Source organism: Pedobacter sp. G11, assembly GCF_003860265.1.
GTDB lineage: Bacteria > Bacteroidota > Bacteroidia > Sphingobacteriales > Sphingobacteriaceae > Pedobacter > Pedobacter agri.
Genome location: NZ_CP034190.1, coordinates 701,887 through 721,978, shown reverse-complemented (window position 1 = coordinate 721,978; position 20,092 = coordinate 701,887). Strand labels below are relative to the sequence as shown.

General features: G+C 36.5%; 19 protein-coding genes. 18 read left to right on the top strand and 1 reads right to left on the bottom strand.

Annotated elements, in window-relative coordinates; translation table 11 throughout:
• Positions 1-38: 38 nt before the first annotated feature.
• From EA772_RS03095 to EA772_RS03010, 18 genes are all read left to right on the top strand, one after another.
• Positions 39-1,097, top strand: a complete 1,059-nt coding sequence (locus EA772_RS03095) for a heme A synthase (protein ID WP_124911138.1) — start codon at positions 39-41, stop codon at positions 1,095-1,097.
• Between the two features lie 11 nt (positions 1,098-1,108).
• On the top strand, positions 1,109-2,017 hold the full coding sequence (cyoE, locus tag EA772_RS03090) for a heme o synthase (RefSeq protein WP_124911137.1): 909 nt from the start codon (positions 1,109-1,111) through the stop codon (positions 2,015-2,017).
• A gap of 15 nt (positions 2,018-2,032) precedes the next feature.
• Positions 2,033-2,599: a cytochrome c oxidase subunit 3 gene (locus tag EA772_RS03085; protein ID WP_116169180.1), complete on the top strand. Its 567-nt coding sequence runs from the start codon at positions 2,033-2,035 to the stop codon at positions 2,597-2,599.
• A gap of 31 nt (positions 2,600-2,630) precedes the next feature.
• Positions 2,631-3,338: a cytochrome c oxidase subunit 3 gene (locus EA772_RS03080; RefSeq protein ID WP_010599732.1), complete on the top strand. Its 708-nt coding sequence runs from the start codon at positions 2,631-2,633 to the stop codon at positions 3,336-3,338.
• A gap of 24 nt (positions 3,339-3,362) precedes the next feature.
• Positions 3,363-3,719, top strand: coding sequence for a cytochrome C oxidase subunit IV family protein (locus EA772_RS03075; RefSeq protein WP_124911136.1), 357 nt, complete (start codon positions 3,363-3,365; stop codon positions 3,717-3,719).
• A complete protein-coding gene (locus EA772_RS03070) occupies positions 3,719-4,414 on the top strand; it encodes an SCO family protein (protein ID WP_124911135.1) in 696 nt (231 codons plus the stop codon). The genes EA772_RS03075 and EA772_RS03070 overlap by 1 nt, the downstream gene beginning before the upstream one ends.
• A gap of 91 nt (positions 4,415-4,505) precedes the next feature.
• A complete protein-coding gene (locus EA772_RS03065; protein WP_124911134.1) occupies positions 4,506-5,045 on the top strand; it encodes a DUF420 domain-containing protein in 540 nt (179 codons plus the stop codon).
• A 106-nt stretch (positions 5,046-5,151) separates the two neighbouring features.
• Positions 5,152-5,754, top strand: a complete 603-nt coding sequence (locus EA772_RS03060; protein ID WP_124911133.1) for an RNA polymerase sigma-70 factor — start codon at positions 5,152-5,154, stop codon at positions 5,752-5,754.
• A 118-nt stretch (positions 5,755-5,872) separates the two neighbouring features.
• On the top strand, positions 5,873-6,835 hold the full coding sequence (locus EA772_RS03055; protein WP_124911132.1) for a FecR family protein: 963 nt from the start codon (positions 5,873-5,875) through the stop codon (positions 6,833-6,835).
• Between the two features lie 27 nt (positions 6,836-6,862).
• A complete protein-coding gene (locus tag EA772_RS03050; protein ID WP_124911131.1) occupies positions 6,863-10,498 on the top strand; it encodes a SusC/RagA family TonB-linked outer membrane protein in 3,636 nt (1,211 codons plus the stop codon).
• A 10-nt stretch (positions 10,499-10,508) separates the two neighbouring features.
• Positions 10,509-11,969 carry a RagB/SusD family nutrient uptake outer membrane protein gene (locus tag EA772_RS03045; protein ID WP_010599739.1) on the top strand — a complete coding sequence of 487 codons (1,461 nt, stop codon included), beginning with the start codon at positions 10,509-10,511 and terminating at the stop codon, positions 11,967-11,969.
• Between the two features lie 14 nt (positions 11,970-11,983).
• Positions 11,984-13,363 (top strand): putative zinc-binding metallopeptidase, encoded by a 1,380-nt coding sequence (locus EA772_RS03040; RefSeq protein WP_168187473.1) that lies wholly within the window; start codon positions 11,984-11,986, stop codon positions 13,361-13,363.
• Positions 13,364-13,380: 17 nt separating this feature from the next.
• Complete coding sequence (locus EA772_RS03035; RefSeq protein ID WP_124911129.1) at positions 13,381-14,703, top strand: DUF4302 domain-containing protein; 1,323 nt, start codon at positions 13,381-13,383, stop codon at positions 14,701-14,703.
• A 93-nt stretch (positions 14,704-14,796) separates the two neighbouring features.
• Positions 14,797-15,072: a hypothetical protein gene (locus EA772_RS03030; RefSeq protein WP_238533595.1), complete on the top strand. Its 276-nt coding sequence runs from the start codon at positions 14,797-14,799 to the stop codon at positions 15,070-15,072.
• 2 nt (positions 15,073-15,074) lie between these two features.
• A complete protein-coding gene (locus tag EA772_RS03025; RefSeq protein ID WP_124911128.1) occupies positions 15,075-15,470 on the top strand; it encodes a DUF983 domain-containing protein in 396 nt (131 codons plus the stop codon).
• Between the two features lie 22 nt (positions 15,471-15,492).
• Positions 15,493-15,780 (top strand): hypothetical protein, encoded by a 288-nt coding sequence (locus tag EA772_RS03020; protein ID WP_124911127.1) that lies wholly within the window; start codon positions 15,493-15,495, stop codon positions 15,778-15,780.
• 28 nt (positions 15,781-15,808) lie between these two features.
• Complete coding sequence (locus EA772_RS03015; RefSeq protein ID WP_124911126.1) at positions 15,809-16,471, top strand: DUF2461 domain-containing protein; 663 nt, start codon at positions 15,809-15,811, stop codon at positions 16,469-16,471.
• Between the two features lie 57 nt (positions 16,472-16,528).
• A complete protein-coding gene (locus EA772_RS03010; protein ID WP_010599746.1) occupies positions 16,529-17,368 on the top strand; it encodes a flagellar motor protein MotB in 840 nt (279 codons plus the stop codon).
• A gap of 48 nt (positions 17,369-17,416) precedes the next feature.
• On the opposite strand, the gene EA772_RS03005 is transcribed toward EA772_RS03010, so the two are convergent.
• Positions 17,417-19,996: a hypothetical protein gene (locus EA772_RS03005; protein WP_124911125.1), complete on the bottom strand. Its 2,580-nt coding sequence runs from the start codon at positions 19,994-19,996 to the stop codon at positions 17,417-17,419.
• Positions 19,997-20,092: the final 96 nt, after the last annotated feature.

Here is a 20,092-nt window from a genome sequence, read left to right as displayed (position 1 = left end):
TCTGCTTATCCGGATACCCTTTTCATCTTAAAAGATATATGGTCAGTAGATCAGAACAACGTTTCATCAAGATAAACTTTATAACCATCATAGTTACGCTATTGGTTATTCTTGCCGGCGGTATCGTACGCAGTACGGGTTCCGGCATGGGCTGTCCTGATTGGCCGAAATGTTTTGATCGCTATATTCCACCAACTGATGTATCGCAACTTCCAGCAAACTATAAAGAAAAGTATGTAGCCGGAAGGATTAAAAAGAATGAGAAATTTGCCAAATATTTAGAAAGTATGGGCAAAGTGGCGTTAGCGGACAGTATCAGGAATGATAAAAGCATTACGCTTCCCGAAGAATTTAATCCAGCCAAAACCTGGGTTGAATATTTAAATCGCTTAACTGGAGTATTTGCTGGTTTGTTTTTGCTTTTGACGGCTGTTTATTCATTTACTTACCGGAAAACTGCAAAGCGAATTATATTCTTAAGCATTCTGAACATATTGGTGGTGGGCTATCAGGCCTGGCTAGGTTCGATTGTAGTATCTACCAATTTGGCACAGTGGGTAGTCACTGTACACATGCTTTTAGCGATTGTAATTTTAGCCATTTCTATTTACACCTATAACTACGCAAAGCAACTTGGAAAAACACCTTCTGTAATCATGTATCGCATATTATGGCTGAAGGGTTTTTTACTATTTACGCTGGTAATTAGTATTATACAGATTGTTTTAGGTACCGAAGTAAGGGAATCGGTAGATGTAATTGCAAAGTCTTTGTCTTATGGATTAAGAGGTACATGGATTGATAAAGTGGGTGACATATTTTCTTACCATCGCGATTTGGCCATATTGGTGGTGGTTTGTAATGCCATCGTTTATAAAATGGTAATTGATCGTTTTAGTGGAAAGGCAGCACCCTTATTAACTGCCCGATTCATATTAATTACGCTTCTCATACAATTATTAAGTGGCTTCGCATTGGCTTACATAGCGTTTCCACCTGCAGCGCAGGCAGTACATATTTTATTTTCTACGCTGTTATTTAGTTTACAGTTTTATTTGTACTTGCTGGTTTACAGAACAAGTACTTACAAACAATAATAAAAAGAGAATTGAAACAAGTTATTTCAGATTTTTCTAAACTCATCAAATTCAGGCTATCGTTTACGGTGGTGTTTTCTGCGTCGATTTCGTTTTTGATCGGTCAGAAAATGCAAGTAGGCAGAGGGCATATTCCATCAATAGATTGGGGTAACTGGGGTATATTAATAGCCGGTGGTTTTTTAGTTACTGCAGCGGCCAATTGTTTTAATGAAATCATAGAGAAAGATCTGGATAAACTAATGTCTCGAACGAAAGACCGCCCTATGCCAGCTGGGAGAATGACCACCGGACAGGGCTTGATCCTTGGGGTATTCATGGCTTTTCTAGGAACATGGTTATTAGGACACTTGAATCTTGAAACAGGTTTGTTATCAGTGTTTTCAATTTTACTATATGCATTTGCGTATACGCCATTAAAAAGAAAATCGCCTATTGCAGTTTTCGTTGGTGCTATACCTGGTGCGTTACCACCGCTAATCGGTTATTTAGCTGCATTTGGTAGCTTAAAATCTGAGATGTTTTACGCAATTGATTATAACATTGCAGTTATTTTGTTCCTGATCCAGTTTGTATGGCAATTTCCTCACTTCTGGGCCATTGCATGGGTATTGGATGATGATTATAAAAAAGCAGGATTCAGGTTGTTACCTACTAAAAAACGTGATAAAGCAACTGCGCTGATTACTTTCATCAGTACATTAATTTTGATTCCTGTGAGCCTAATGCCAACTATTTATGGTTTCGGAGGCTATTACATTGCAGGTTTATCACTAGTAGCTGGGATTATATTTAGCTGGTTAGCTTTAAAACTTTTGTTAAACAGAGAGTTGATTGATGCAAAACGCGTGATGTTTTGCTCGTTTTTTTACATTCCTGCTGTACAGTTGGGATTATTATTAAATTTTATCGCAAAATAATTTATGGTTCTAACAATGGAAAATATCCAAGATACATTTGATCCAAAACCAAGGAAGTTCATCGTTTGGTTATTCGTGGTTTCATCAACCATTATGTTTGGTGGATTTACCAGTTATTATCTGGTTTTTTCCGCGTCGAAAGGAAAAGGCCATGGGTTGGTATTACCTGATGCATTTATCTATTCAAGCTTGGTGATTATAGCCAGCAGTATCACGCTTTTCCTGGCTTCGAAAGCATTACGCAAACTAAAGTTTGGTATGCAACGGAATCTGCTTTTAATTACTGTAATTTTGGCCATAGCGTTTGGCGTGATGCAGTTTAGTGCATGGGGAAGCATGGTGAATACAGGTGCAACATTAGTGGGTAATAATGCGGCAATATCATTTATTTACGTAGTAAGCTTTATTCACCTGTTGCACATTATTGCAGGTGTTTTCTTAATAATCAGCGCCTTAGTGGGTAGCTATAGAAATATTCCGTTAGCGAAAAGCCAGTATCGCATGGAAATCGCATCTATTTTCTGGCATTTTATAGATATATTATGGATATATCTGTATGTTTTTTTACTTTTGAACCGTTAAATTTGTTAACAAACTATTATACTATTTCCAAATGAATTCAGTATCACAATTAGATCAAGTTAAAACCGGACCATGGAATGGTGGTCGTTCTCCGTGGTCGGTAGAATATGGTAAAATCATGATGTGGTTTTTCCTTTTGTCAGATGCTTTTACTTTTTCATCGCTATTGATCTATTATGGCGCTCAGCGTTTTTCAAAATTAACATGGCCAGATCCTGATTTGGTTTTCCAGTCAATCCCTGGTATCATGGATCATGGTGCACCTTTGGTTTTCGTGGGTATCATGACTTTCATCTTAATCATGAGTTCGGTTACAATGGTATTAGCCGTAGAAGCCGGACACAGACGTTCGAAGAAAGAAGTAATCTGGTGGATGATTGCCACAATCATTGGTGGTTTTATGTTCTTAGGCTGCCAGGCTTTAGAATGGACGCACTTATTCCATGAAGGATTTGGATGGGGAGAAATTCCTTCCGCTGAAGAATTAAAACACTTATTCTCTGGTGATGTATCATTAGTGGCTGCACAACAGTTTTCTAACTTATTTTTTACCATTACAGGTTTCCACGGTTTCCACGTATTTAGTGGTGTGGTAATTAACATCATCATCTTGATCATGACGATTAATGGAACTTTCGAAAAAAGAGGTCACTATTTAATGGTTGAAAAAGTTGGTTTATACTGGCACTTTGTAGATTTAGTGTGGGTGTTTGTATTTACATTCTTCTATTTGGTTTAATTTATCATATCTAAAAATATTATCATGTCAGAACATCATTCACATACAACAGAAGGGCACGAGCACGAAGAACATGCTGGTTTAACCAAAAGTAAAATTTGGCAGGTTTTCGGTATTCTATTGTTGATAACAGTTATCGAATTTATCATTGCTTTGGTGGTTTTACCTAAAGGGTATATGTCACACGGGGTAGGGAACTTCGTTTATATCGCCTTAACATTGGTTAAAGCTTTTTATATCGTTGCCTATTTCATGCACTTGAAATACGAAAAGTTAGGTTTACAACTTTCATTAACAGTTTCATTCATTTTCATTGTTTACTTTATTGTTTTGATGTTAATTGAAGGCGGTTTCTTAAACCTCCACATGTTAAGCCATTAATGAAAAGAAACCCCATAAAAAAGGTAATAATCCTGGTAAGCATTTTAGCTATACCAGGATTTTTGTTTTTTTACTTATTGCCACAGTTCGCTAAAAACCGGTATAAGAGCTTACCAATCTTTGGCGAGAAAATAGTGGCTTCAACTTTCCATTCGGTAAAAGGAAAAAAAATACCCGATACCATTTATCACCAGATTCCAGATTTTAGTTTAAGCAATCAAAACGGCGATTCAATCAATTGGCTATCCCTTAAAGATAAAATTGTTGTGATGAACCTTTTCTATGCCGATGCCAGCAGTAATAACGTCATTCAGTATATCAAGCAATTATCTGAAGGCTACGAGAAAAAACCATTAGTGCGATTTTTAAGCTTATCAGTAAATCCTGATGACAAAAGTAAGGTAGATGGTTTTGCAGCAAAGCTTAATGCCAAGCCCGGGAAATGGGATTTGCTTACAGGTGATACCGCATCTACATATCCGCTCATTCGAAAAGGTCTAATGCTCGACGTGATTCAGGATGATACAAAAGATAAACCGAACTTTATTTTTGGTAATAAGATTTTGCTGATTGATGTGCAACATCGCATCAGAGGCATTTATGAAATTGATAATCCGGAGGCAAGAGGCAGGCTGGAAGATGAAATTAAGGTATTAATTGCTGAATATCTGCGAACAGTAAAAGACGGCAGGTAATTTAGTTGCAAAGTACAAAGCTGAAAGTTTAAAATTAAAACATAAGGTTGAAAGGTAATTGGAGCCAATTGACATAGCGATTAGAATCAGAATGAAATCATCAGTTGAACAAAAATATAATAAATGGATTGTTGTTTTATCCATTGCTATTCCATTGGTTGTCGCTTTATTGTTTGGCGTTAATTTAAGAAAGCTAGGCTATGACGTTAAACCATTATCTTTTTTACCGCCAATATATGCTGCCATTAACGGAATTACAGCTATTGTGTTGGTTATAGCTGTTTGGGCAATTAAAAACGGTAAACAAAAGTTGCATGAAAACCTCATGAAGTTTGCTATTTGCCTCTCTGTTGCATTCCTGGCCATGTATGTGGCTTATCATATGACATCAGATTCTACTAAGTTTGGCGGAGCGGGTATAATCAAATACGTTTATTACGTAATTTTGATTACGCACATCTGCCTGTCTGTGATTATTATTCCGTTTGTATTGGTTACCTATGTTAGGGCATTGGCGCAACGGTTTGACAAACATAGAAAAATTGCCAGGATCACTTTTCCAATGTGGCTTTACGTTGCTGTAACTGGCGTAATCGTTTATCTGATGATTTCTCCATATTATCACTACTAAACCTGTAAACCTACTGCTTTACAAAAAAGCAAATACTTTCTGTCACTTTTTTGAGCATTAATTTGTATTATTGATTTGATATTAGCAGATCAACGCGTGACAATTAATGGATGTAGCAGAAATAGAAACGGGAAGTGATTTAATTACTTTAATTGAGAAAGGTCAAACTTCGATCTTTACCCGTTTTTATACGTCGTACTTTCAAAAACTGCTATTGGCAAGCGATAAGTATTTAAAGGATGTTTATGCAGCAGAGGAACTTGTACAAGATGTTTTCTTGAAAATATGGGAAAATCCCTATCAATTAGTTGAGGTTAAATCGCTTAAATCATATCTCTATAGAGTGGTAATAAACGCTTCCATCAATCACCTCAATCGCCAGAAAAATATTGAGCAGCATCATTTAAAACTTGCTTCTACATTAACAGATGAATATTTGACTGAATTAGATGAAGAGCACGAGATTATCGTGTTGCTTAGAATAGAAATTGAAAAGCTACCCGCTCAATGCAAAAAAATCTTCAAACTGAATAGGTTTGAAAATTTAAAATATAAGGAAATTGCTCAGCAACTCAATATTTCTGAAAAAACTGTAGAAAATCATATTGGTAATGCATTAAAGATTTTAAGAGAGCGGTTTCTAAAAGATTCACACTTAAATAAACGGGCTAAATCTTATTTGATGCTGATAAATACATTTTTATATTAGAATTAGTTGTGCTGAACGGCATTTTCCATAATAATCTTCTTTTTTTTAATTTTTTTTAGGATCGACTAGGGGTTTTGTAAAAGTTATTTGTCTATATGATACAAACCCAAACTAACTAATGCTTAACCAACCTGAATACCTGGACTTAATTGTTCGGTATTTAAATAATCCGCAGGATGAAAAACTTCATGCTGAAATAATTTCTTTTTGCGCTGAATCTAAAAGCAATGAATCCTACTTTAAGGATATCGAACGTGTATGGAAGTTATCTTCGAAGTCTGCCCGTTTAGATCATTTAAAAGAAGAAGAAGCAGTTGCCAGTTTCCAAAAGGCTTTAAAGAGAATTTCAGGTCGCCCGGCAAGTTTTGCTAAATGGATGAGTGCTGTGGCTGCTACAATTTTGCTTGCTGCAACATGTTATTGGTGGTTTGATAAAAGTAACGATGTAGAGTTACTGAGCTTAAAAACCGATAGCAATATCGATTCAGTTAAGCTTGCAGATGGATCAACCGTAATACTGGCTGAAAATACCATCGTAAGTTATCCTAAAATATTTAGTGGGGCATCGAGAGAAATATTTTTACGCAAGGGAAGGGCTTTCTTTAACGTAACTAAAGATCCTCACCATCCTTTCAGTATCGCCATGGGTGAATCGAAGGTAAGCGTTTTAGGTACCTCCTTTAATATCGACTATTCTCCAGGCAAGATTGATCTTGATGTAAAGACAGGTAAGGTTATATTTTCGCCATATTCTAATGGTGCATCTTCAATTTTAACAGCAGGACAGGCGTTAACATATAGTATTCAGAAACGGGAGTTTACTACCCGCTTATCGCAAAATGCCGATTCATGGTTAACCCACGAACTGATTTTTGTTGATACGCCACTTGGAGAAGTTTGTAAACAGTTAAGCCATTACTATCATAAAAATATTAAACTCGAAGCCAACCACCAGGTTATCGAAAAATTCAATGCAAAGTTCCAAAATAACAGTTTAGATGAAATTTTGGACGTGCTAAAAGCCACTTACAATGTAAAAATCAAAGAAACCAAAGATCATATCACCCTAACTACCTTTTAACTAATCAAACAAACAAACAATTAAACTATGGAGAGAAATTTCTACCAAAGAAATGCGGCAATGGGTTTGCGCCGAATGGCACTGCTTCTGTGTGCAATCTTTTGGACGGTTTTAGCCAGTGCTGATACGCAGCAAGGCAAAGCCAGGCCCGAAAGATTAGACAGCTACTTAAAGAAAATTGAACAAACTTACAGTGTAAGTTTTGTTTATGATGCCGCTGAAATTAACAAGACAATGATTTTAGATGTTCCAACCAAATTAACATCGATCACTGAATCATTAGACCAGTTGAAGCAGAAAAATATTGCATACAAATTGGTTGGCAAACAGGTTATTCTAAAAGTTCAGGAATCGCCAAAATCTAATCAAAAAGACGTAATCATCAAAGGCCGTGTAAAAGATAAAAAAGATGGCTCGCCAATGCCGGGTGTAAGCGTTCGCGAAAAAGGAGCTTCTAATGCAGTTTCTACCAATGGAAATGGAGAATACCAAATTCGTGTTAAAGATGGCGCAACTTTATCTTTTGCTTCTGTAGGTTACAAAACCATTGAGGTTGCTGTGAATGGCAGAACCACTATCGATGTTTCTATCGAAGAAGATGCTGCTCAACTTAAAGAGGTGAATGTGGTTTCTACAGGTTATCAGGAACTAAACAAGAAATTATTTACAGGTTCGGCAACAGCGTTAAAAGCATCTGATGTAAAGCGTGATGGTATCACGGATGTGAGTCGTATGCTAGAGGGTCGTGTGGCCGGTGTGTCTGTACAAAATGTTTCAGGAACTTTTGGTGCTGCTCCTAAAATCCGTGTTCGTGGAGCTACTTCAATTTCTGGCGATAATAAACCGCTTTGGGTGGTTGATGGAATTATCCTGGAAGATGTGGTGAATATCTCTAACGAACAATTATCGACAGGAGATCCATCTACTTTGGTAGGTTCATCTGTTGCAGGCTTAAACCCTGATGATATCGAAAGTTTCAATATCTTAAAAGATGCTGCTGCAACTGCACAATATGGCGCAAGAGCAATGAATGGTGTGGTAATCATCACAACTAAAAAAGGAAGAAATACTGATGGAAAACCATTAATTTCTTACACAGGAAACTTCTCGAGTTACATGAAACCATCATATAATAATTTCGATATCTTAAATTCAGCTGACCAGATGAATGTGTATATCGAAATGCAAAATAAAGGTTGGTTAAATCATTCAAGCTCATCCAGAAGCGCAAACGGTGGTGTTTTTACGAAGATGTATAATCAAATGTATATCTATGACCCGGCTACCAATAGTTATGCTTTGAGAAATGATGCCCAAAGCCAAAAACAATTTTTACAGCGTTATGCTGATGCCAATACCGATTGGTTTGATGTATTGTTCAAACAATCATTAATGCAGGAGCACTCTCTAAGTGTGGCTACAGGTACGCAAAAATCTAAAATATATGCATCAACCAGTTTCCTTCAGGATAACGGATGGACGGTTGGTGACAATGTAAAAAGATTTACCGGAAACTTTCGTGGTAACTTCGAAATCAGCGACAAGTTGAGTTTTGAGTTAATCACACAAGGTTCAATCCGAGATCAAAAAGCGCCTGGTACCTTAGGCAGAAACGGGAATCCGGTTTATGGAACATACGACCGAGATTTTGATATCAACCCGTTTAGTTATGCTTTAAACACCAGCCGTACATTAACACCGTATGATGCAAATGGTAACCGTGAATTTTTTAGCCAAAATTATGCACCTTTTAATATCTTAAATGAGCTGGAAAATAATACCTTGGAATTAGGTCTTATCGATTTTAAAGTTCAGGGTGGTTTAAAGTACAAAATCACCAATAACTTAAAGTATTCATTTGATGGTGCATATCGTTTCGCAAAGACGACTCAAGAGCATAAAATCACTGAAAACTCAAACATGGCACAGGCTTACCGTGCTGGTATAAGTCCGGATGATGCAACCATTAGAAGGAGTAATAAATTTTTATATCGCAATCCTGATGATCCCAATGCACTGCCTGTTTCGGTTTTACCTTACGGAGGTTTCTATAAAACTAATGATGATAACATTGTTAACTACTATGTTCGTAACAGTTTAGAATACGATAAAACTTTCAACGAAGATCATCTTTTTAACGTATTCGCCACTCAGGAGATGCGTTATATTAATCGTCAAAACAAAATTTTTGATGGCTATGGATATCAGTATGACAAGGGAGGTGTTCCATTCATAGATCCAAACATCGTTAAACAAAATGTAGAGGGTGGTTTTAACTATTACAGTATGAACTATCGTTATGAGCGTTATTTAAATTACTCTTTAAGAGCTGCTTATTCATATAAAGGAAAATATAGCCTTAATGCTACTGGTCGTTACGATGGTTCTAACTTACTGGGTGAATCGCCTACAGCAAGATGGTTACCAACCTGGAACGTATCAGGTGCCTGGAATATTGATACCGAGAATTTCATGCAAAATGAAAGACTTAGAAGCATCATCAGCCGTGCTACTTTAAGAGCAACTTATGGTTTAGTTGCAAGTATGGGTTCGGCAACTAACTCTAGCCTAGTGGTACAAAGTATGGGTACCCGCCGGCCTTATCTTGGAGAAAAAGAGACAAAACTATACATTGCGGGTCTTGAGAACTCTGAGTTAACTTTCGAAAAATTAAACGAGTTAAATATTGGGTTAGATTTAGGCTTATTTAAAGAAAGAATGACCTTGACAGTTGATGCTTATAGAAGAAAAAGTTTCGATTTGATTGGTGCATTCAGAACTTCTGGTATTGGTGGTGAAGCCATAAAACAGGCAAACTATGCCGATATGAAATCGGAAGGTATAGAGGCAGCTTTAGGAGCAAAAGTAGTTACTTCCCCAGGTTTCAACTGGTCTACCCAATTAATTTTTGGCTATAACCGCAATGAGATTACCAACTTAAAAAATCAGCCAAATATTTTTGGATTAATCGGTGCTGATGGTGGACCGCTTGAGGGTTATGCGCAAAGAGGCTTGTTCTCTCTTGATTTTCAAGGCTTAGATCCTTTAAACGGATCGCCAAGATTTATTAATGACGAAGGCATTGTAAGTGGTGATGTTTACCTTCAAAGTGATGTGGTGAAATACCTGAAATATGAAGGACCAATCGATCCGAAATATACAGGTGGTTTCTCTAATACATTTAAATACAAAGATTTCACATTATCTGCATTGGTAACATTTGCTGCTGGAAACAAAGTTCGTTTATCACCAGCTTTTAAAACCAGTTATACCGATTTAGACGCTATGCCAAAGGCCTTCTTAAGCCGTTGGGAACAACAAGGGGATGAATTGTTAACCAATGTGCCATCAATTTTAGATGTTTTAGAAGCACAATCATTCGGTAGTAATTATGCATACAACAATTATAATTATTCTACGGAGCGTGTAGCAGATGGTGGTTTTGTAAGAATGAAACAAATTATTTTAAGCTATAACATCCCAACTAAATTTACGAAGAAGCTTGGTTTAACCAACTCATCGATTAGTGCTGTGGGTAATAACTTGTTTTTAATTTATTCGGATAAAAAATTAAACGGCCAGGATCCTGAGTTTTTTGGATCTGGTGGGGTGGCCTTGCCAATCCCTCGTCAGTTTACATTATCTTTAAAGGTGGGATTCTAAATATAATATCATGAAAAAAATATATATATCGATAATTGCTTTAGCACTCATATCGACAACTGGTTGCAAAAAGTTCTTAGAGCAGGCGCCAGATCAAAGAACTCAGGTTAATACAGTTGAAAAGGTTGCAGAATTATTAACCAGTGCATATCCTGAAGGCAATTACATTGCTTTTACCGAAACTTCATCAGATAATGCTGAGGATAAAGGACCTGGAATTGGTAGTGAGGGTAGAACAATAACCCAACCTTTTTACTGGCTAGATAATGATGATGATGGTAATGATACGCCTACTCAATATTGGAATTCTTGTTATGAAGCCATTGCAGCAGCAAATGCAGCTTTGGAAGCAATTGAGGTAAATAATTTGGGAGCAGCAGCATTACCATATAAAGGTGAAGCTTTAGTTGCCAGAGCCTATGCTCACTTCATGTTGGTAACCTTATACTCGAAAGTTTATGATCCTGCAACCAGCAATGATTCTCCAGGAATCCCTTATGTCACGGCGCCAGAAAAGATTGTATCTGCTCAATATACACGCGGTACAGTTGCTTCTGTATATGCAAATATCGAGAAAGACTTATTGGCTGGTCTTCCGCTAATCAAGAACACTTCTTATAAAGTTGCTAAATACCACTTTAATGTAGCTGCAGCAAACGCTTTCGCTGCAAGATTCTTTTTATTCAAAAAAGAGTATGAAAAAGTGATTCAATATGCCAGTGCAGTTTCGCCGGGTAATGCCTTTGCCACAATACTTAGGCCTTGGAATACAAGATATAACACATATACGTTAGATGAGCAGGTAATAAACTTTACACAGGCGAATGAACCCTCTACATTGTTATTAATCGAAACTGCTTCGTCATGGGCGAGAACAACCTCTCCAAGATATGGTTTTGGTCAGATTCAAAACAATGAAATGTTCTTAGTAAATGTTACTGGAGCACGTTGGGCGTATAAATCTGCTTATTATGGTGTTCCGCATTATACCATGTTAAAGTGGAATGAATATTTTGTTAGAACAAGTCCTAATGCCACTATTGGTTTCCCTTACACTATTGTGCCGGTACTAACTGCTGATGAAGTATTATTAAATAGGGCAGAAGCTTATGCATCATCAGGACAAAATGCTTTAGCGCTTGCTGACTTGAATACTTATTGTAGTACAAGAATCTTAAACTACAACGCTACAACGCATGCTGTAACGCTAGCTAAAATCGCTGCTTTTTACGGTACCACCGATCCTAAAGCGGGTTTAATTGCAACAATTTTAGATTTCAAAAAGAAAGAATTTACACAAGAAGGTTTGCGGTGGTTTGATATTTTAAGGTATAAACTACCTGTTCAACACCGAGTTTTTGCAGTGAACGGTTCCTTTACTACAAATACACTAACTGCAGACGATCCGCGTAAATTATTTCAACTGCCAAATCAAGTTACACTTTCAGGTATTGCTCAAAATCCAAGATAATAAAGATGATTATTATGAAAAAAATATTTAATAAAGGCGTTGTAGCATTAGGTATGCTTACAATCCTGGCATCTTGTAAAAAAGAAGGCACCTTAAATGCCAATCTGGATGCTATTGATCAAAATATTATTACCAATAAAAATGCAACTGATTTATGGTTAGATCAGAATTTTTTAAATCCATATAACATCGAAACCAAGTATCGTTTTGATCGTTTTGAACTTCCATCTGGTAAAAATATTACACCTCCTTTGGTTGGGCAAGTTATTCCGGCCATGGAGATGGTTCGTGATGTCTGGATCAGACCTTTTGAAGCTGCAGGTGGCAGCGATTTTATTAAAAGGATATCGCCAAAACAATTTGTTTTAGCAGGTAGTGCAGAATATAACAGCAATGGAACGATTACCTTAGGAACTGCCGAAGGTGGGCGCAAAATTGTACTTTATGTAATCAACTCATTTGATAAAACAAATCTGGGGTCGGTGAAGCAAATGATTCAGGTGATTCAACACGAGTATACACACATCTTAAACCAGACGGTTGATTTTTCTCCTGAATACCAAACGGTTTCTCGTGGCGGATATGAAGCAAACTGGACACAAAGACCGCTTACAGAAGCCTATTCATTAGGGTTTATTACACAGTATGCCCGGGTATCTCCTGGAGAGGATTTCGCAGAACAATCTTCGAACATGTTAATGATGGGTGGCGTTCAGTATAATGGAATTGTAGCTTCGGTTCCTGCAGATGCACAAATTAAATTGAAGAAAAAAGAACAGTTTGTTGTGGATTACTTCAAAACAGCATTTAATATTGATTTTTATAAGTTGCAAAAAGAGGTGCAATTGGCTCTGTTCAAAGTTTCAGCTCCTGTACTTTCGCGTATGATTGGTTTAGGCGTGGGATATACTACGCTCACTTCAAATCCTTCTACTGACCCAAGTCAGTCTGCAGAATTTTTAGGCTTGTGGAATGCAGCAAGAACTTCAATGACAGCTGGTGGTTTTGTGCTAAAAGATTTCAAAATGACTTTTAGAGCATCCAATTTGATGACTTTAAGATATACGTTTACAAATGCTGCCGGTACGACTACTTATTCAGCTGATGCGGATTATACTGTAGCCTTAAATACAACTACTGGTGTAACGACTTTTACGTTAAATGCTACGCAGCCTACGGCAACCGTTCCGGCTGTAGATCCTGTACCTTATTCAAACATGGGCGTCATTAATGCAAGAATGGCTGGCGTGAACAGTTATTTTACTTCGGGCTCATTCAGGGTAAACTGGATTAACCAGATTATACCGGGCGAGATCGGTTTTGTAGGTTCACTAGGTGCTTTTTACAAAACTACTAATGCCAATTCATATTTTTACGGAACAATGGGCCATTAATAAAAGGAGAAATTAACATGAAAAAAATATTTTTATATTCATTATTGTCTCTTGCTTTTTTTGCAGGTTGTAAAAAAGAGGAAGTTTTAATTGATGGACAAAGACCAGAGGAAAGGATTACCGAAGCGGTAACAAAATACACCAATGCTTTAACTGGTAGTACAACAGGCTGGAAAGCTTTTTTATATCCCGATGGTGGTGGCGGCTACTCCTTTTTTCTAAATTTTAACAAAGAAAACAAGGTAAGCATGTATGCCGATTTGGATTATGCTCCAGCCTCAGATATTATGGAAAGTACTTATAGGGTTAAGGCTTTTCAAAACCCAACTTTATCATTTGATACCTACAGTTACATGCACATTCTCGCCGATCCAAATCCTAATACTTTTGGTGGTGTGGCTGGTTGGGGTGTTTATTCTGACTTCGAATTTACGTTTGATAAGCAGGTAGGAGATTCAATTATGCTTACCGGCAAACTCCTTAAAAGCAAGTTGGTTTTAGTGAAAGCAACAGCTGCTGAAAAAGCATCTTACGATGCAAAAGGTCTGTATAATTCTGTTACTACTGCAGTAGACTACACTACATTGAACAAAAATTTATACGCATTGATTGGTGATCAAACAAAAGTTCAGATCAGCATTGATGTTTACAATAAAATATTCAGTTTAATCTGGGATAGCAATGGCGAAGTAAATACGGCTACCACTGGCTTTGCTTTTACGCTTACTGGCATCGTACTAAAAGAGCCATTGTTTTACAAAGGCAAGAAAATAACAGAATTGACATGGGATCCGGTAAAGAAAGTATACTACACCACTATCGACGGACAAAGAGTTGAAGTTGTAGTGTCTTCGACACCAATTCTTCCATTGCATTTATTGATGGGGCTAAATTATTCGAGAATTGTGGTTCCGCAAGCAACTACAAGCCCGGGATGGGGGGCAGATTTTATTGCCCAAAGAGCAAGTGCTGCAACCGGCGTGGCAACTTTTAGCGTAGGCGGAAGTAGGTTAACATTAGGTAGCATGACCTACATATTTAACACAAACGCTCAAACCATGACGCTTAATGTGATTACACCGTATGCAGCAACAAGTTTAACACTTACTTACCCGTACACCTATACGAAAACCACAGCTGGAACCTATAAATTTACAATAGGTGCTGCTGGTGGAAACGCAGCCGCACTGGCTGGTGTAATGGCACCACTACTTGCTCAACGCATTAACGTAGACGAATTCACTTTGGATTATTTTACAAATCCAACAAATGGTGCAACGCTGGGGCAGTTCAAAAGTGTTCAACACCCAACATTTACATTTACCGGTACTTTACAATAATTAACAATCTCTCCTTAAAACCCCGCCTCATCAGCGGGGTTTTTTTATGACATAATTTTTGCCGGCCGGCGTTCGTTTAATCTTATATTTGCAATGATGAAAAAGACATTCACTTTTATCTTATTTTCAATCGCTTGCGTATTTTTGTTTTCGGCAAATGTACAAGCACAATGCGCCATGTGTAGCATCAATGCTGAGCAAGGCGTAAAAAATGGTAATACAGTTTCGGCAGGTCTAAACACCGGCGTTTTGTACCTTTTGGCTATTCCTTACTTAATGGCAATAATTGTTGGTGTGGTTTGGTATAAAAAATTCCGTAAGAAAAATGTGGAATTGAATATGAAAAAAGAGCCGTTCCATTTAAATTAAGAATGTCAGGTAAAACCTCAAAACTTTCGGCAATTATTCATTGCAAATGCCCACATTGCCGTAGGGGAGATATTTTCACAGGCAGTATGTATGGCTGGAACATCCAGCATACCAAAGAAATTTGCAGTTATTGCGGCCAGCGTATAGAAATTGAACCAGGCTATTTTTATGCAGCCATGTACGTCAGTTATGCAATGAATGTGATTGAGATGCTTATAGTAAGTTTAATTACCTATTTAATTTTTGGGCCGTTAACTGATGCTACCTTTTGGCATTACCTAATTGCCATCTTTTCTGGCTGTTTTATTTTATACCCATTCAATTATCGTTATTCCAGGATAATCCTGCTTCACGTATTATCGCCTAATATAAAATACAAACCTTATTACGATAAATAGTATCTTTAATCAAAAACTAATTATGATTACTAACCATTCATCGTTTACGAAAAATTTATTTTTTGTTACCTTAATAACCTCAATTTATTTTGTACTTGCATTTACAGGTATACTGGCTAAGTTACAAACGATAACGTTAATTGGTGCGGTTTCAGAGTTAATTACCATTCCGCTTATAATTTTACTGGTAATTATTTTCTTGTTTTCATTGTATCAGTTATTTGCCAAACGCAATCGTATTTCAGGTTATTCAATAGTAACGCTATCGCTATCCTTTAGCATCATCGCTTTAATGTTCATCATTAACTAGCTTCAAAAACTCTATCCATATTTTACGAATGTTAAAAAAAGAAACCCTAAAATTTATTAAAGATGTTGCGGAGAACAATAACCGTGAATGGTTTGCTGAACATAAGGACGAATATGAAGAAGCGAAGCAGGATGTTTTAAATTTAATTTCTGTCATCATTCCTGAACTTGCCAAAGTTGATCCATTAATTTCTGCCGATACAGATCCAAAGAAAAACTTAATGCGCATTTACCGCGATGTTCGTTTTAGTAAGAATAAAGATCCATACAAAAATAACTTCGGTATTTGGTTTTCAGCTAAAGGTAAGGGCGTGAATGAGCCCGGATATTACCTGCATATTCAGCCAGGCAAAAGTTTTATCGCAGGCGGTTACTGGATGCCGGAAGCTGCGCACTTAAAACTTATCAGGCAAGAGATCGATTATAATATCGATGAATTTAAAGAAATTATATCTGCTAAAGATTTTAAAAAACACTTTACGCTGGGTACCAGTAATGCACTTAAAAATGCACCAAAAGGTTATGATCCCGCCGATCCAAACATTGAATATTTGAAATTGAAAAGTTTTGAAGCCACTACTTCATTAACTGATAATGAATTTTTTGATCCCAAACTCGTTAATAAGTTAATAAGTTCTTTTGGAGCAATACAGCCATTAGTTGCATTTTTACGAAACGCAATCAGTCAGTAATCAAACTCAAATTTATCGGGTTTTGATACCTGTTGCTAAAATCTTGATACTTAAAATATGAAAAATACCTTTTTAACTTTTGCCATTCTTTTATTTATTTCATCCCTAACATCGTGTGTTGTATTGTCTCCAAAAAAGTATAAAGCTTTACTTGGAAGCAAAGATTCTTTGTACACTGCGTTTAATGAAGGTTTGGTTAAAATTGAGAATCTGGAAAATGAAGTTAAAAAACTGAAGAAAGATACCTCGATGATGGCTGAAGAGTTGAGAGATTTGCAGAACAGCTATAATGAAGTAGATGCCAGCTATAAAAAACTTAAAAATAATTCAACTACAGAAATTACAAAATTATCAGGCGACCTGGCCGCCCGCGAGAAACGCCTGAAAGAAGTGGAAGAGGTGCTGCGCAAACGCGATGAAGCCACCAATTCTTTAAAAGAGAAGTTGCAGCAAGCGTTACTTGGTTTTACAAAAAGTGGCTTAACGGTAGAAATTAAAAATGGCAAGGTATACGTTTCCTTAACGGATAAACTGTTATTTCCATCAGGAAGTATCATTATCGATGATAAAGGAAAACAAGCCTTAACACAATTGGCTAACGTACTGAAACAACAGCCTGAAATTAATATCGCTGTAGAAGGTCATACCGATAATCAGAAAATAAATAACCTAGGCCAGATTAAAGACAACTGGGATTTAAGTGTGTTAAGGGCTACATCAGTGGTTCGCTATCTAACAGAAAATGAAAAGGTTGAAAGTGTGCGGATGACGGCAACCGGTAAAGGCGAATTTCAGCCTTTAGGTTCTAATGCAGGTGCCGATGGAAGGAGTAAAAACCGCAGAATTGAAATTGTACTTTCTCCAAAACTGGATGAACTTTACAACCTGATTAAATAATTAGAACTCACATCATTAATGTCCTGCTGTTTCACACTGCAGGACATTTTATTTTTTATACGATTTTAGCACCTTAAAAGTTTGATCAAATTCAAAGTTATTCAGGTTGGTATATTCAGGCAATGAGATTTTATGCAGCGATAAGAAATTAAAGAGTTCTTTAATCGCATTTGAAACCTCTTCCGGTCGGTCGCAATGTTTTAATGAATCTATTTTCAGTAACTGTAAGGCGATCTCATAAATTTTAAAATCATCCTGGCTTGCCATTTTTAGTCCTGTTTCTGTTTCTGCAACAGCCTGTTCGTAGTTGTGTGTGCAGTTGTAAAAATTTGCTTTGAAAACACTAAAGCTCACAATAATAAAGTTGGTATAGTAAGTATAATCACATTCAATTATCTTTTCTACAAACTCAACAATCCGTTTAGCTTTTTTGTAATAATTAAGCTTCAAGTAAGTTTGTCCGAGCTGAAGCAATAAGAAAGGGGAGAATACCGAGTATCTGACATAAAAAATATTTGGATACCTATTTAAAATCGCCATGATGAAACGGTGGCACTCCGCATAATTTTTCTGTGCAAAAAGAGTAAGCAGCACCATCCGGTATGCTAAAACTTCGGTTGTGGTGATTTGACTATTTTTTAAAGGCTCACTTTTATCTATTTGATGGCAAAGGCTGATGATTTTCTCTTCAAGGGTTTTGCTTTCATTTGGTTTACCAATCAGGTTATTATGAAAGTATAATATTAAGTCGTAAGGGTTAATCGGAAATAACTCACTCAATCTTTTGTAATGCCTTTTTAACGATTGCATAGCATTTACCAAAAGCGTTTTGTCGATATCAATCAATGCAATATTGCACTCAATAACCAGCAGCATAATTTGCACATCTTCATTGAGCACATTATCTGAAATCGCTTTCACGGTTTCTTTGTACAAAGGGCTCATCGTTCTTCCGTTAGCCAAAATATCAATAAAATCCATATTGATACTTTGTTTATTGAAATTGGAGTTCGGCTTACTTATTTCATACTTTGATACACTACAGATAAAATCAAATGAATCGTTTTTCTCCTCATTTGTAAAAGGCAGTTTTAAAATGTTTTTTAATTCTGAAATCTCATTTCTATTGATACAAAACCTGATGGACCAGTTCAGAATGTAATTTCTAATTAAGGTTCTAGGGGTGTAGTTTTCGAGAATGTATTCAAAAAATGCTTTACTCGGTTTATAATTAAATTTTTCAGTGATTTGAATGAACAGAAAATAAGTGTAAATGTCATCGTTCAGGAAGCGAACAACTTCTGTTGGGATGGCTGTGCTTAGGCGTTTCTCCTGAATAAGGATGCCGTCATACAAAAGTTCTTCATACGCATCAGGATAGTCATTGATATAGGTTAAGATGGTCTCTTTCGCTACGCGAAGGCCTTTATTACCTTTAGAGATGTTTTCACTGATTTTTTTAAGCAAAAATATCTTCTCAGTACTTTTTTTGGCCAGAAAGATTTTTTTCTCCAGAAAATAATTGATCTGTTCATAACATAAAAGTGGATCATTTAATTCAAGAGAAAAATTTTCATTCTTTAGCTGAAAATACACCTGTAGCCAGAAGGGTGATTTTAACTGTTTCAATAACGCGGGGTGAACATCTTCCTGGGTTACATCTTTTTCTTCAAGACGACTAAGTATACCTAATATTTCTTCGGTATTTAGTGGTGGAACGTTGCTAAGTACATCGATGTCATAAAATAATCCATTATACCAGTTCTTTGTTAAAAAAGCCGAGCCAGTTATAATAGGCTGTAAATTTACCCAGCTATTGGTTCGAAGGCCAAACACCAGTTTTAAAAAACTATTTTCTTCAATACTATATAGAAAATCAACAAAGATTTTAAAAAAATCAGTTCTGGCCAGAAATGTATCAATTCCGTCAACAACTATAACAATTTTTCCTTCTTTTTTATCTGGATGCTTTTTAAAATAGCTCACTAAAGCGCTCAGACTCTCAAACTTAAATTCTTTTAGAAACCAATCTTTTAGCGAAAGTCCGTTTTGGATGATGTTATTGATGCTATTCACATTCAGGAGCAAAACAATATCATTCTTATATAAAGCATGCTCAGAATAAAAAAAGTGCTCTACCATGTGCGCAATTAGTATAGACTTCCCTTGTCCGGGTTGTGCGCTTATCGTAGTAAACTGGTAACTGTTTTTTAAGAAATAATCGAAATCCGGATAGTAAAAATTCCGGTTGGCAGTAAAATTAAACGGAACGCCAGAATTATTTTTTTTAGTAACCAGTGCCAGTTCTGTAATCGACTTAGCCGTTAACTTTATGGTTTGCCAAATGCTTTGTGACGGTAAAATTTGGTTTTCTTTTTCCTTGCAGAAAGCATTCCAATCGGCATAGCCGATGTATTGCGAGAGACTGTTTAATGTAAAAAGAGAGAATTTGTGCAGCGTATTGGCAAAACCAAAAAACCTTTTTATAGTGGTTTCACTAACGTAGTTTTTTGTTTCCTGGAATACATACTCAGAGATTACCTTACAATGGGCTGGATCAATGTTTCTTAATCCTGATTTTATAAGTACAAACTTCCTGAGTTCAATAAGGAGTTCGTTAGCGTTCATTAATTTATGGGATGACTACGCTAATGTCATCAAATTTTCACAATACCGGAAATGAAATGAGTAACAATTAGCTGTATGAATAAAATGAATGAAAGT